Source organism: Acidobacteriota bacterium (genome assembly GCA_016716905.1).
In the GTDB taxonomy this organism is placed as follows: Bacteria; Acidobacteriota; Vicinamibacteria; order Vicinamibacterales; family SCN-69-37; genus SYFT01.
Genome location: JADJUS010000022.1, coordinates 473,355 through 487,905 on the forward strand (window position 1 = coordinate 473,355; position 14,551 = coordinate 487,905).

General features: G+C 66.6%; 12 protein-coding genes. All 12 read left to right on the forward strand.

From position 1 onward, the window contains the following. Positions 1–62 precede the first annotated feature (62 nt). Genes IPL75_18225 through IPL75_18280 form a run of 12 tightly spaced genes read left to right on the forward strand, consistent with a single transcriptional unit; the run spans position 63 to position 14,519 of the window. The gene (locus IPL75_18225) at positions 63–1,100 is read left to right on the forward strand and encodes a glycosyltransferase family 4 protein (GenBank protein MBK9242135.1); all 1,038 of its coding nucleotides are present in this window, start codon (positions 63–65) and stop codon (positions 1,098–1,100) included. Positions 1,101–1,106: 6 nt separating this feature from the next. Then, positions 1,107–2,081 carry a glycosyltransferase family 2 protein gene (locus tag IPL75_18230; protein MBK9242136.1) on the forward strand — a complete coding sequence of 325 codons (975 nt, stop codon included), beginning with the start codon at positions 1,107–1,109 and terminating at the stop codon, positions 2,079–2,081. Beyond that, on the forward strand, positions 2,081–2,944 hold the full coding sequence (locus tag IPL75_18235) for a glycosyltransferase family 2 protein (GenBank protein ID MBK9242137.1): 864 nt from the start codon (positions 2,081–2,083) through the stop codon (positions 2,942–2,944). Before IPL75_18230 ends, IPL75_18235 begins: the two co-directional genes overlap by 1 nt. Continuing rightward, positions 2,931–4,187 carry a glycosyltransferase gene (locus IPL75_18240; GenBank protein MBK9242138.1) on the forward strand — a complete coding sequence of 419 codons (1,257 nt, stop codon included), beginning with the start codon at positions 2,931–2,933 and terminating at the stop codon, positions 4,185–4,187. Before IPL75_18235 ends, IPL75_18240 begins: the two co-directional genes overlap by 14 nt. An 8-nt stretch (positions 4,188–4,195) precedes the next feature. Beyond that, positions 4,196–4,942, forward strand: a complete 747-nt coding sequence (locus IPL75_18245; GenBank protein ID MBK9242139.1) for a glycosyltransferase family 2 protein — start codon at positions 4,196–4,198, stop codon at positions 4,940–4,942. Then, the gene (locus IPL75_18250; protein MBK9242140.1) at positions 4,939–5,955 is read left to right on the forward strand and encodes an NAD-dependent epimerase/dehydratase family protein; all 1,017 of its coding nucleotides are present in this window, start codon (positions 4,939–4,941) and stop codon (positions 5,953–5,955) included. The genes IPL75_18245 and IPL75_18250 overlap by 4 nt, the downstream gene beginning before the upstream one ends. 23 nt (positions 5,956–5,978) lie before the next feature. After that, the gene (locus IPL75_18255; GenBank protein ID MBK9242141.1) at positions 5,979–7,067 is read left to right on the forward strand and encodes a DegT/DnrJ/EryC1/StrS family aminotransferase; all 1,089 of its coding nucleotides are present in this window, start codon (positions 5,979–5,981) and stop codon (positions 7,065–7,067) included. Between the two features lie 6 nt (positions 7,068–7,073). Further along, positions 7,074–9,560 (forward strand): glycosyltransferase family 39 protein, encoded by a 2,487-nt coding sequence (locus tag IPL75_18260; GenBank protein ID MBK9242142.1) that lies wholly within the window; start codon positions 7,074–7,076, stop codon positions 9,558–9,560. Between the two features lie 5 nt (positions 9,561–9,565). Next, the gene (locus IPL75_18265) at positions 9,566–10,729 is read left to right on the forward strand and encodes a glycosyltransferase family 9 protein (GenBank protein MBK9242143.1); all 1,164 of its coding nucleotides are present in this window, start codon (positions 9,566–9,568) and stop codon (positions 10,727–10,729) included. Position 10,730: 1 nt separating this feature from the next. After that, a complete protein-coding gene (locus tag IPL75_18270) occupies positions 10,731–12,587 on the forward strand; it encodes a hypothetical protein (protein MBK9242144.1) in 1,857 nt (618 codons plus the stop codon). Further along, complete coding sequence (locus IPL75_18275; protein MBK9242145.1) at positions 12,584–13,564, forward strand: GDP-mannose 4,6-dehydratase; 981 nt, start codon at positions 12,584–12,586, stop codon at positions 13,562–13,564. Before IPL75_18270 ends, IPL75_18275 begins: the two co-directional genes overlap by 4 nt. A gap of 4 nt (positions 13,565–13,568) precedes the next feature. After that, positions 13,569–14,519: a radical SAM protein gene (locus IPL75_18280; protein ID MBK9242146.1), complete on the forward strand. Its 951-nt coding sequence runs from the start codon at positions 13,569–13,571 to the stop codon at positions 14,517–14,519. The last annotated feature ends 32 nt before the right edge of the window (positions 14,520–14,551 follow it).

Genomic DNA, 14,551 nt, shown 5'->3' on the forward strand with positions numbered 1-14,551 from the left:
GTTCGCATGCCTGAAGCCCCCTCCCCACTACCCATCCGGCTGTCAGCCCTCCGGGCCACAAGATGAAGACGGTTCTGGTCTGCGAAGCGCAGGTTCCTTTTGTTCACGGGGGTGCCGAATATCACGTCCGGGAACTGGTCGCGCAGCTGCGCGCACACGGCCACATGGCCGAGCTCGTGAGCGTCCCGTTCAAGTGGTATCCGAAGGAAGAAATCCTGGCGCACGCCGCTGCCTGGCGCCTGCTCGACTTATCAGAGAGCAACGGCCGCCCCATCGACGTGGTGATTGCGACGAAGTTTCCGACGTACTTCGTGCGGCACCCGAACAAGGTGGCGTGGCTGATTCACCAGCACCGCGCCGCATACGAACTGGCGGGCACGATTTTTAGTGATTTTTCTCACACCGAGAGTGACGTCGCGCTGCGCGCCAGAATTATCGCGCTCGACACCGAGATGCTCGGAGAGTGCCGGCGTCTCTACGCCAACGCGCAGAACACCGCCGATCGGGCATCGCGGTTCAACGGCGTCCCTGCCGAGGGGCTGTACCACCCGCCGCGTCTGGCCGATCGCCTCGCGCCGGGGCCCTATGGCGACTATATTCTCTCGGTGGGCCGGCTCGAGTCCGTCAAGCGCGTAGACCTGGCCATTCGCGCGCTGGCCAACGTTCCGGGCCGGCTTCGCCTCAAGGTGGCCGGCACCGGCACACAGGCCCACACGTTTCAGGCGCTCGCCGAATCACTGGGCGTGGCCGACAGGGTGGACTTTCTGGGCAGCGTGGACGACGATGCGCTGTTGGCGTTGTATTCGGGGGCACTGGCGGTCGTGTTTCCGCCGTTCGACGAAGACTTCGGATACGTCACACTTGAAGCGTTCCTCTCGCGCAAAGCCGTCATCACGACGGTGGACGCCGGTGGACCGAACGAGTTTGTGGTGGACGGCGTGAACGGCTTTTCCTGTGCTCCGGATGCCGCCGCCCTGGGCCACGCGATGGCGACGCTCGACGCCGATCGGCGCCTGGCCGCTGAGTATGGCGACGCGGGCTACGCGAGGGCGCGCGAGATAACGTGGACGGGTGTGATCGAGCGCCTCGTGGGCGCCTGAGGCGACGTGACCAAACTCATCATCCAGATTCCCTGCCTCAACGAGGCCACCACCCTGCCGGCCACGCTCGCCGACCTGCCACACACCGTGCCGGGCGTGGACGTGGTCGAGTGGCTGGTCATTGACGACGGCTCACGTGACGGCACGGCAGCGGTGGCGCGCGCGCACGGCGTGCATCACGTGGTGCGGTTCCGCCGGCACAAGGGACTCGCCGCAGCCTTCACCGCGGGCATCGACGCGTGTCTGAAAGCCGGCGCCGACTACATCGTCAACACCGACGCCGACAATCAGTACGCCGCGCAGGACATCGCGCGGCTGGTGGCGCCCCTCATCGCAGGCGAAGCCGACATCGTCATCGGCGATCGCAACATTCGGATTCTCGCGAGCATGTCGTGGCAGAAGAAATTGCTGCAGCGGCTGGGCAGCTGGGTGGTGCGCAGGGTATCGAATACGCAGGTGCCCGACACCACCAGCGGATTCCGCGCCTACACACGGGAAGCCGCGCTGCGCATGACGGTGGTGTCGGAATTTTCGTACACGCTTGAATCGATCATCCAGGCGGGCAAGAAGCGCATGGCTGTGGCGCACGTGGAAATTGGCACCAATCCCAACACGCGCCCCTCGAGACTCTTCAGCAGCGTTTACGGCTACATCAAGCAGTCGGCAGCCACCATCGTGCGCACCTACACGATGTATGAGCCGCTGAAGGTGTTCAGCTACATCGGCGGCACCATCTTCGCGGTGGGCGTGGCGATCTCGCTGCGGTATCTCTATTTCCTGCTGAAGGGCGACACGTTCGGTGATCGCCATCTGCAATCGCTGATTCTCTCGGCCGTGCTGATGATCGTCGGCTTCCAGGTGATCCTGATCGGCCTGGTGGCTGACGCGATCTCGGGCACGCGCAAACTGCTTGAAGACCTGCTCTATCGCGTGCGCAAGCTGGAACTGGGCGACGATAAGACGCCGAAGGACGACCGCTGATGGCGGCACCCGCGCAAGTCTCCGTTGTCATTCCCGCGTATAACGAGGCCGACTCGATTGCGGCCGTCGTGCAGGAACTGCGCGCCGAGGCCAACTGGCACGAGATCCTGGTGATTGACGATGCGTCGACCGATGAGACGGCGGCGCTGGCGGAGCAAGCCGGCGCCCGCGTGGTGCGGCAGCCCTACAACAAGGGCAACGGCGCGGCGGTGAAGGCTGGTATCCGGGCGGCGACGGGTGAGTACATGCTCATCATCGATGGTGACGGGCAGCACAAACCGTCGGATGCCGTGCGGCTCGTGACGCAGCTCGGCCGCCATGAACTGGTGGTGGGCGCACGGTCATCGGCGACGCAGGCCGGTCCGGTGCGGCGCATGGGCAACGCGCTCCTGAACTGGCTGGCGGGGTATCTGGCCGAGCGCAAGATCCCGGACCTCACGTCGGGATTCCGGGCGGCCCGGCTCGAGCAGATGCGCGAGTTCCTCTTCCTGCTGCCCAACGGATTCTCGACGCCGACGACCACGACGCTCGCGTTTATCAAAGCGGGATACAGCGTGCACTTCGAACCGGTGGCGGCGCGCCAGCGATCGGGCCACTCGAAGATCCGGCTGTCGAGCGACGGCGTGAAATTTCTCGTCATCATCCTCCGTGTGATCACGATCTACAGTCCGATGCGCATCTTCCTGCCGGTGGCGGGCCTGACGTTTGGGCTCGGGGCTGCGTATGCGGCATGGGCGATTGCGACCGAGCCCCGCCAGATCACCAACTGGTCCGTGCTGCTCATCCTGTTCGGCGTGGTCGTGTTTCTTGTCGGCCTCGTGTCGGAACAAATCTCGGCCCAGCGTTTCGATGGGCGCAAGTAAGGGCGCGGCGCACGGGAGCGCCGGGCGCGAAGTGGTGGTCATGGTCACCACGTCGTACCCGCGATTTCCTGGAGACGGTATCGGCAGTTTCATCGAACCCATCGCCAAGGGCGTGGCCGCGCTTGGCCATGAAGTGCACCTGGTGGCGCCCTGGCATCCGGAGATCACGCGCGGTCGGGAAGAGGACGGCGTGTTCTTCCATTTCTTCAAATACGCGCCCGTGCCTTCGCTGAACGTGTTTGGCTACGCTTCGGGCCTGCGCGCCGACACGGATGTGCGGCTGGCGGCCTGGGCGGTGGCGCCGATGGCGCTTGCGGCCGGCTGGTTCAAGGCGTGGCGCGTGGCCAAGAAGCGCCACGCCACGGTCATGCATGCGCACTGGGTGATTCCCGGTGGTGTGATGGCCGCCGCGGCGGCGCGCGCCTTGCCACTCGTGGTCAGCCTGCACGGATCGGATGTCTTCGTCGCCGAGCGGCATGCGGTGATCGGCGCCGCGGCCCGTCGCGTCTTCGGGCGCGCCGGCGCCGTGACCGCGTGCAGCGACGACCTGCACAGACGCGCCATCGCACTCGGCGCCGACCCGGCGCACACCGAGACGGTGCCGTATGGTGTGGACACGGTGCGTTTCGCGCCCGACAACGGTATCCGCGCCGACGTGCGCCAATCACTGGGCGTGGGAAACGCGCCGCTCGTGCTGGCCGGCGGGCGGTTGGTGAGCAAAAAAGGGTTCGAGTACCTGATCGATGCGGTTGGCACGCTCGCAGGCAGCCACCCTGGCCTTCAGTTGCTGATTGCCGGCGAGGGTGACCTGGCCGAATCACTGCGCGCCCGCGCCGCCGGACTGCCCGTCCAGTTCCTCGGCAACCAGACGCAGGACGCGGTGGCCCGTTTCGCGGCCGCCGCTGACGTCATCGCCGTGCCCTCTGTGCGCGACGATGCCGGGAATGTGGACGGGTTGCCGAACTTCGCGCTCGAGGCGCTCGCGTCGGGCACACCTGTGGTGGCGACAGTTGCCGGTGGTCTGCCGCAGGCCATTACCGACGGCGACAACGGGTTGCTGGTGCCCGAGCGCGACCCGGCCGCACTGGCGGCCGCGATCGCGCGCCTGCTGGCGTCACCGGCGAGCGCGCGCGAGATGGGCGCGCGGGCACGCGCCCGGGTGGCCCGCGACCATTCGTGGGCGCACACGGCGGAACGAATGGCCGCAGCCTATGCGCAGGCGCGACGGCATGTTAGCGTTTGAGTGGATCGATGGTCAGCGCCACTTCACCCACAGCCCCCGGACTCAGCATCTTTTTTCCGGCGTATAACGACAGCGGGACCATTGCCAGCCTGGTGATCGCGGCCCGGTCCAGCGCGCAGAAACTGACGAACGACTTTGAGATCCTCGTGGTCAATGACGGCAGCGCCGATCACACCGCCGAGATTGCTGAAGAACTGGCGCAGACCTACCCGGAAGTGCGGGTCATCCATCACCCGGCCAATCGGGGCTACGGCGGCGCGCTGCGCACCGGGTTCTCCGAATCACGCAAGGACCTGATCTTCTATACCGACGGCGATGCCCAGTACGACCCCACGGAAATGGAAGCGCTCTGGCCGAAGATGACCCCGGGCGTGGACGTGGTGAACGGCTACAAGATCAGCCGGTCCGACCCGATGCACCGCATCATCATCGGCCGCGTCTACCACCACACCGTCAAAATCCTGTTCGGCCTCAAGGTGCGCGACGTGGATTGCGACTTCCGCCTGATTCGACGCACGGTGTTCGACCGCATCACGCTTGAACACAACAGCGGCGTCATCTGCCTCGAACTGATGAAAAAGCTGACCGATGCCGGCTGCCGCATCGAGGAAGTGCCCGTGCACCACTATCACCGCACGCACGGCAAGTCGCAGTTCTTCAACTTCCCCCGGCTCTGGCATACCGCGCAGGACGTGTTCAAGCTGTGGATGAAACTGGTGGTGGTCGGCACCCACCGGAAGACGGGCGCGGCATGAGCGACTACGGTGGCTTCTACCGCGACCGGCCGGTGCTCATCACCGGCGGGCTGGGCTTTATCGGGTCGAACCTCGCTCGCCATCTGGCGGACCTGGGCGCCGACGTCCTCCTGGTCGATTCGCTGATTCCCGACTACGGCGGCAACCTGTTCAACATCTCGGGCCTCGAAGGGCGCGTGCGCGTGAACGTGGCCGACGTGCGCCAGGCCAGCACAATGAACTACCTGGTGCGCGATCGCGAGGTCATCTTCAACCTCGCCGGCCAGGTCAGCCACATCGACAGCATGCGGGATCCGGAAACCGATCTCGACATCAACTGCCGCAGCCAGCTCATCCTGCTCGAAGCCTGCCGGCGGCACAACCCCGCCGCCAAGGTCGTCTACGCGAGCACGCGCCAGATCTACGGGCGTCCCGACCGGTTGCCGGTGGACGAGTCACACCTGGTGCGGCCCACAGACATCAACGGCATCAACAAGGCCGCCGGAGAGCAATATCACCTGGTCTACAACAACGTCTTCGGCGTGCGCGCGTGTTCGCTGCGCCTGACCAACGTGTATGGACCCCGGCAGCTCATCAGGCACAACCGCCAGGGATTCATCGGCTGGTTCATCCGCCTGGCCCTGGACGCCGGCGAAATCCAGATCTTCGGTGACGGCTCCCAGGTGCGAGACTTCGTCTACGTGGATGACGCGGCCCGCGCCTTCCTGCTGGCCGGGGCCACCGACGAGGTGAACGGCCTGGCACTCAACGTCGGGGGCCACGAACACATCGCGCACCGTGATCTGGTGGAAACGTTGATCGACATTGCCGGCACCGGACGCGTGCGCTACGTGCCCTGGCCCGAAGAGAAAAAGAAGATCGATATCGGGTCGTTCATCACCGACTCAGCGCGCTTCAGGACCGCCACGGGCTGGCAGTCCACCATCGACCTGCGCGAGGGCCTGTCACGGACGCTGGCGTTTTATCGCGACCATCGCCGACACTATGTGAACGACTCGGAGACGCCCGCGTGACTACCCCTGCCGCCATCCCGTTCATGCACTTGACGCCGGGCGCCGACGCCGGCGCCATTCGCGCGGCCATCGATCGCGTGATCGCACGCGGGTGGTTCATTCTGGGCCCTGAACTCACGGCCTTCGAAACTGAATTTGCGCAGGCTTCGGGCGCCGCCCATGCGGTGGGTGTAGGCACAGGAACGGACGCGATTGCGCTCGCGTTGCGCGCGCTCGGCATCGGCCCCGGCGACGAAGTGATCACGGCGCCACTCTCGGCCGCGTACTCGGCGTTGGCCATCATGATGGCGGGCGCCACGCCGGTGTTCGCCGACATCGACATCGACCGCCTCACGCTCGACCCGGCGCAGGTGGATGCCCTGGTGACGCCACGCACGGCGGCGATTCTGCCGGTGCATCTGTACGGGCAACCGGCCGACATGACGGCTATCGCGGCCATCGCGACGCGCCACAATCTGGTGATCGTCGAAGACGCCTGCCAGGCGCATCTCGCAAAGTCTGATGGACGACCGGTCGGCACCATCGGCGCAGCCGGCGCGTTCAGCTTTTATCCCACGAAGAACCTGGGCGCCCTCGGCGACGCCGGCGCCATCATCACAAGCGATGCCGCGCTGGCCGACAAACTCCGACGCCTGCGCAACGGCGGCCAGAAGGATCGGTATCACCACCTCGAGTTCGGCGTGAACACCCGCCTGGACGAGATGCAGGCGGCGATCCTGCGCGAGCGCCTGGCGTTGTTGCCGGCGTGGACGGACCGCCGCCGCGAAATTGCCGCGCGGTATCGCACGGCCCTGGTTGGCGCGCCCGTGATTGTGCCGCCCGAGAAAGACCCGGGCCACGTCTACCATCTCTTCCCCGTGCGATCGGCTCACCGTGAACAGGCGCAGGCGCACCTGCGAAACAACGGGATTGAGACGCTCATTCACTATCCGGTGCCCATTCCGCGCCAGCCCGCCCTGGCCGGAATACCGGCGGCGGCAAGTCCAAACGCCGATCGGGTGTGCGACGAAGTGTTCTCGCTGCCCCTGCACCCTGCCCTCTCCAACGACGAGGTCGATCGCGTGGCCGATGCGGTGCACAGGTTCAGCGCCGCGGACGCCGACGGCAGGTAACGCGTGATGATCGCGACGCTGGTCGCGTTGCTGCTGGTCGCCTATCTTCCTGGCGCAATTCTGTATCGCCTGCCGCTCTGGCAGAGAGACCGTCGCAGCGCGCTCGACGCCGAGGAACGCGTGTTCTGGCACGTGAACCTCAGCATCGCCTGGTCTCTCACGGTGGTGCTCGCCCTCGCGGCCGCGGGCGTCTATCGATTCGAATGGCTGCTCGCCGTCAACGGGACCGTCGCGGCGGTGATGCTCCTGATCGCGCGCGGACGCCTGGCGTATCGCGGCACCGCCACACACCCGACATGGACCATCGTGCTGCCGGTCTGCCTGATCGTGCTTGGCGTGTGGCGATTCTGGCCCGCATCCGAGTACATCATCGGTGGCAAAGATCCGGGCGTGTACGTCAACGAGGGCGTGCAGATCGCGCAGCGCGGCACGCTGGTGATCACTGATCACGCCATTGCCTTGGTGCCGGACTTTGCGCGTGATCTGTTCTTCCCTTCACAGCACATGGTTGAGTACTACAGCCAGGGATTCATGGGGTTCTTCATCCACGACCCGGCCAAGGGAAGTGTGGTGGGCCAGTTCCCGCACCTGTTTCCGGCGTCGATCGCCGTCGCCTATGGCTTCGGCGGGATCACCGGCGCGCGCCAGACCGTCGGATGGTGGGGCCTCGCCGGACTTCTGGGCGTGTACTTCGTGGGCGCGCGCCTCTTCGGCCGGTGGACGGGTTTCGCGGCGGCGGCGCTGCTCGGACTCCACGTTACACAGGTCTGGTTCGCGCGATATCCGAACAGCGACATCGTGCTGCAAGCCGGCCTCTTCGTGTCGCTCCTGGCATTCGCGCGGGCGCACCAGGACGATGATGCGTTCTTCGGACCTGTGGCGGCGTGGGTGATCGGCCTGCAGCTGTTCTCGAGAGTGGAAGCGGCACTGCCGATCGTGGTCATGACAGGCACGGCAGTGCTCGTGTGGCTGGTCTCCTCAAAGGACCGCCTGAAAGTGCGATTCCTCCTGCCGATGGCAGCAGCCTCATGGGTGGGCTACTACTACCTGTCGGGTCTGATGCGCGGCTACTTCTGGCGCCCGAATATCTACCTGACCAACCTGCCCCAAATCAACGTCATCGGCGGCATCGTCGCTGGCCTGGCCCTGTTGAGCTTCCTGTGGTGGGCCCGTCGGCGTCATCCGGGCGTGGCCGCACGGTGGATTCCGATCGGACTTGCAGCCGTGGTGGTGGCGCTTGCGACGTACGGGTATTTGTTCCGCGCGCAGGGCGGCAAACTGGCGCAACACGACGCCGACGCTGTGCGGACGTTTGTGGATATTTACCTGTGGTGGCCGATGCTGGTGGCCGCGATGGCGGGCCTGGTGCTCATTGCGCGCAAGGGCTTTTGGCGCGACCCGGCATTTGTGCTGTCGTTCGCCGCCTTTGCCACGTTCCTGCTCTACAAGATCCACATCGTGCCCGAACATTTCTGGTTGTCACGACGGTTCCTGGCGATCATCCTTCCGGGTGCGCTGCTCCTTGCAGCCTCGGCGGCACTTGGCCCGTTGAGCGGTCGTCTTCGCGGCATCGCCCTCGTGCGGCCCATCGCCGGCGCGTTGTTTCTGGGTGTGGTGGCACAACACTACGCGGTGGCGGCCGCGCCACTTATCCCGCATGTGGAATATCGCCACATCATTCCGTACGTGGAGCGGCTGGCGGCACGGTTCACCGAGCGTGATCTCATCATCATGGAGTCGCGCGACGCGGAGTCCGATATCCACGTCCTGGGACTGCCCCTGTCCTACATCTACGCGAAGCCCGTGCTGGTGCTCAATTCCGCGAGGCCCGATCGCGTCAGGTTCCGCGTGTTCCTCGAAATGGCACTCAGGGAATATGACCGGGTCTTCTTCGTCGGTACGGGCGGCACGACGCTCTTGTCGAAAGGCCTCGTCGCCACGCCGATCGACAGCGACCGCGTGCAGATCGACGAGTTCGAAGTGACAACCGATCGCCTGCCGCGGGCGGTGCGCCGCAAGGAATTTGACTACGGCGTCTATCAACTGACGATCGGCCAGAGCCCGAGCGGCCCCTTCACGCTCGACCTCGGGGTGCGCGATGATCTGCATGTGCTGCGATTCCACGCCAAGGAACAGGTCGACGGTCGCACCGTCCGCTGGACGCAGGACCGGTCCTTTGTCGCCCTCTCAGGGCTTGAAGGCGGGGAGCGATCCGTGACGATGGTGATGAGTGATGGTGGCCGGCCCGCCGGCGCCACACCGGCGCGCGTGCGAGTGCTCCTCGACGACGTGTTGATTGGCGAGACGGCCGTGGGGCCGGGATTCCAGACCTACGTGTTTCCCATTTCCGAGGCGCTGGCGGCCAAGGCCGCCGCATCGGTGGTTCCGGCGGAGCTGCGATTCGAGTCCACACTCTGGAGGCCGAACGAGCACGGGCGCGCCCTCGACACGCGCTACCTCGGCGTACTCGTGGACAGCGTGGCGGTGCGGTAGGCGCGATGTTTGACCACCTGCAGATCTACAGGCCTCGCGAACGGCTGCTGGTGGGCCTGGCCGACATCGCGTTGACCCCGCTCGGCTGGCGCCGCCCCGAGCGCCCCGCCGGGCCACCCAAACGTGTGCTGCTGCTGCGTCTTGAACGCATCGGCGATCTCCTCATGGTGCTGGACGCCGTCGCCGCCGCTCGGGCCGTCTGGCCTGACGCCGCGATCGATCTCGCCGTCGGCAGTTGGAACGTGCCGCTGGCCGAGTTGATTCCCGGCGTGGGCCGCGTGGACAGCATCGACGTCCCGTGGCTGGCACGCGAGGGCACCGGCCTCTCGTGGAGTGGCCTGCTCGCGCGCGCGGGTGCGTGGCGCGAACGGCGCTACGACATGGTGATCGCCTTCGAGCCCGATATCCGCACGAACCTGCTGGCGTGGCGCAGTGGCGCCCCGCATCGCCTGGGTTATTGGACCGGCGGCGGTGGACACTTCCTCACCGACGCGCTCGCGTACGACCGGAACTCGCACGTCTCGGCCAACGCCCTCGCGTTGATTCAACATGCGTCCGGCGGCGCGACGCCACACCCGGCGCCGGGGCCGCGGCTGGTGCCCAACCGCAGCGCGTCGGCTGCCGCTGACCGCGTGCTGGCCGGCCGCGACGCCACGCGACTCATCGGCCTGCACGTCAGTGGCGGCCGCGAGTCCAAGCAGTGGCACCTCTCCCGGTTCGCGGCCGTCGGCCGCGCGCTCACCAACGAGCCCGGCGCCACCGTGGTGCTCACCGGCGCCGCCGGCGACAAGGCCATCGTCGATCAGGTGCGCCGCGCGATTGGCGACCGGCCGATTATTGACACGGCCGGGGCCCTCGACTTGCCAGGCACGGCCGCCCTGTTGGCGCGGCTGGATGTGCTCGTCACCGGCGACACCGGCCCGATGCACCTGGCGGCCGCCGTGGGCACGCCGGTGGTGGCGCTGTTCGGGCCGTCAGACCCGCGACGATACGGCCCGCTCGCCACGCAGCAGCGTGTGTTGCGCGTGCAACTGCCGTGCAGCCCCTGCGGCCAGGTGCGTTTGCCACCTGAGCGCTGCCGCGGACATGTGCCCGACTGCATGGACGGCATCACGGTGGACGCCGTAGTCCGTGCCGCGCGTGAACTCATGGCCGAGAGCGCGCGCTGACATGGCCGACACCCGGGTCACGTGCATCTCGGCGCAGGGAGCCGCACACGAAGTGGCGTTCACCGCGCTTGCCACGCCCGATCTGGCCGACCGTGCACGCGCAGAGACCAACGCCTGGATCAAGCGGCTGCGCCTCGTCTCGTACGGCGGCGTGTCGATGCGTGACCGCTTCCGGTACCGGGACGACTCGTTGTGGTGGTTCACCGAGTTGTATCTGCAGAAGATGCGGCAACTCGACCAGGCGGTGCTGACGGTGCTGGCGCTCGACCACGCGCGGGCGCAGCATGCGCCCGCGCGGCTCGTGGTGACGGCGGCCGACGCCGCCACCATCGCCGCCGCGCGCGCCTTCGGCGCCGCGCGGGGCGTCCCCATCGACGTGCGTGGCGGCGCTTCCGCGCCGCCACGCCTCTACTGGCCCGGCGCGAAGGTCGGCGTCACCGCCGCCCTGTCGCGCGCGCGCCGCACGGTGTCGCAGACCGCGGGGCGGCTGCGGGGCAGCCGCCCCGCGCCGCCCACACCAGGCGCGATCGCGGCCTTCGTCCACACCGCCTTCTGGCGCGCCGGTGAAGACGCCGACGGCGGGACGGAAGGCTACATCGGCCCCGTCCTCGACGCGATCACCGCCGCCGCACCAGACGCGTTGCGTCTGGTCGGCGTAGGCCCCAAGCGCAACTTCACGACGCGGCGCTGGTGGGACCCCATCACCACGGCGCCCACGTCCGACACGATCACTCCGGTCGAAGATCTGGCGCCGTGGTCCGCACTCAGCGGATCGCTCGCGCTCTGGCGCGACCGATCCGCGCTCGCCGACGAGGTGGTCGGCGGCGAGGGCATCCGAGCCGCCGCCCTCGTCTACGGCTGCGACCTCTGGCCCGTGCTGAAGCACGAATTGCGTGGCGCCGCGCTCGTGCAGTGGCCCTGGTCCGCGCGCGCGATGGATGAAGCCGGCGCGGCCATCGACGCTCTCGAATGCCACACCGTGGTCACCTACGCCGAAGCCGGCGGATGGGGCCGCGCGCTTGTGCTTGAAGCGCGCCGGCGCGGTGTCGCGTCGGTGGGCCTGCAGCACGGCTTCATCTATCGCCACTGGCTCAATTACCTGCACGAGCCCGACGAGATGCTGGCGGCAGGCGCCGACCGGGGGTTCCCCTTGCCCGACAAGACACTGCTCTTCAACAGCTACGCCGAGGCGCACCTGCGCTCGGCCGGCGCGTTCCCCGCAGATCGCCTCGAGGTGACCGGCAGCCCGGGACTCGACGCGCTGGTCACGCGCATGGCGACATTCAGCGACGCGGATCGCGCCGCGATGCGAGCGCTCACGGGCAGCACCGGCGCCGGTCAGAAGCTGGCCGTGCTCGTCGCGAAGTTCACAGAGGTCCGCGACGCCCTGCCGGCACTGGCGGACCTGATGCGCCAGAAGCCCGAAATGCGGCTGGCCATCAAGGCCCACCCGGCCGAGACCGGCGACGTCTACGCACCGTACTTCTCAGGCCTGGGCAACGTCACGATTCTGGCGGCCGACACCGATTTGTCCAGGGTGCTGTCGGTGGCCGACGCTGTGCTCACCCGCAACTCCACCGTGGCCATCGATGCCCTCGTGCTCGGCCTGCCGGCGCTGGTGCTGGGCCGCCCCAGCAACCTCAGCCCTTTCGTGGACGAGGGCGTGATGGCCGGCGTCGATGCGGCCGACAATGCGATCGGGATCGGGGAGACGCTCGAGCGCCTCCTGTATGATCGGGAGGTTCGGGCCACTGTGACCGCTGCCGCCGACGCCTTCGTCGCCCGGTACGGCCTTCGGCCGAAGCAGGGATCCGCCGCGCGGGCAGCGGACGTCATTCTGGAGATGGCAAGACGATGAGAGCGTTGTTGACGGGCGGAGCGGGATTTGTGGGGTCGCACCTGGCTGAGGCGCTCCTCGATGCGGGCCACAGCGTGGAGGTCATCGACGACCTCTCCACGGGGTCGCTCGACAACATCCGGCACCTGATGGAACGCCCGCACTTCCGCTACACGGTCGACACGGTGATGAATGAGCCGCTCGTGGGCGAGATGGTGGACCGCTCCGACGTGGTCTTTCACCTGGCCGCGGCCGTCGGCGTGAAGCTGATCGTCGAAGCCCCGGTCCGGACCATCGAAACCAACGTGCATGGCACCGAGGTGGTGCTCAAGCAGGCCAAACGCGGCAAGCAGCGCGTGATCGTGTTCTCAACATCCGAGGTTTACGGCAAGAGCACGGCGGTGCCCTTTACCGAAACGGCAGACCTCGTCATGGGCCCGACGAGCAAACATCGCTGGGCGTATGCGTGCAGCAAGGCGCTCGACGAATTTCTGGCGCTGGCGTACTTCAAGGAATACGAGTTGCCGGTGGTGGTGGTCCGGCTGTTCAACACCGTCGGGCCGCGACAGACCGGCCGCTACGGCATGGTGATTCCGACGTTTGTGGGCCAGGCGCTCGCCGGGCAGCCGATCACGGTCTTTGGCGACGGCACGCAGTCGCGCGCGTTCACGTACGTGGGCGACGTGGTGAGCGGCCTGTTGCGGCTGGCTGAGGCGCCCGACACGATCGGCGAAGTCTTCAACATCGGCAATCACGAAGAGATCTCCATGATGGCCCTAGCAGAGCGGGTCAAGGCGATGACGGGATCCGCTTCAGACATCGTGCTCATTCCCTACGACCAGGCGTATGAGGCCGGGTTCGAGGACATGCCGCGGCGCGTGCCCAACCTGCAGAAAATCAACGCGGCCGTGGGATACACGCCAAAAGTGGGTCTCAACGAGATTCTGCAGCGGGTCATCGACCACGAGAGGGCCGCGGCGGCCTCAAGGCGAGAATAGAGACGTGCCAGGACTTTCCACCCGCGCGCGGAAGCTTGTCGAGCGCGCCCTGCTCCGGAATGCGAAGACCGTCAGGGCGGCCATGCTCAAGGCCGGGCGCGAGCGCACGCCCCGCTGGCCCGACATCGTCCAGATCGAAAGCACCAATCTGTGCAACGCGAAGTGTGTCTTCTGCCCGCGCGACGAGATGCACCGGCGCCAGGGCGTCATGGACATGGACCTGTTCAAGAAGGTCGTTGACGAGTGCGTCACGCTGGGCATCACGCACGTCCGGGTCCATAACTACGGTGAACCCTTCCTCGACAAGCAGCTCGTCGAAAAGGTGCGCTACGCCAAGGAGCGTGGCATCGCCGAAGTGGGCATGATCAGCAACGGATCGCTCATCACCGAGGACATCGCGCAGGGCATGATCGACGCCGGGCTTGATGCGATCAACATCAGCGTGGACGCCTCGGGCAAAGAGGTGTTTGAAAGCACCCGCCTCAACCTCGACTACGACGTCGTCATCAACAACATCGAAACGCTGGTGCGGCTGCGCAAGGCGAGCGGCCGCGTCCGGCCGAAGCTCATTCTCTCGTTTGTGCGGCAGAACAACTCGGTGGACGAGCAGCAGTTCATCGAACACTGGCGGAAAATTGCCGACAAGGTGCACATCACCGACCTGCACAACTGGGCGGGCACGCTCAACGCGACGTCGGACGTGAATTACCCGTGCTACCGCATGTGGCAGACGTTCACGGTGTTGTGGGACGGCCGCGTGTCGCTCTGCTGCGCCGACTTCGACGGCCGCCACATCCTCGGCGACCTACGGACCTCCACAATTGCCGAGGTCTGGAACGGCCCGGCCTACCTCGGCGTGCGACGGCAGCACCTCGAAAATGGCGGGCCTGAAATCTGCCGCTCGTGCGATCTGCCCAAGAAGGATTCGCCGCTCTGGGTGTCTCGGCTCATTTGAGCCTCGCCTGAAAATGGCGAAATGCCACAAAT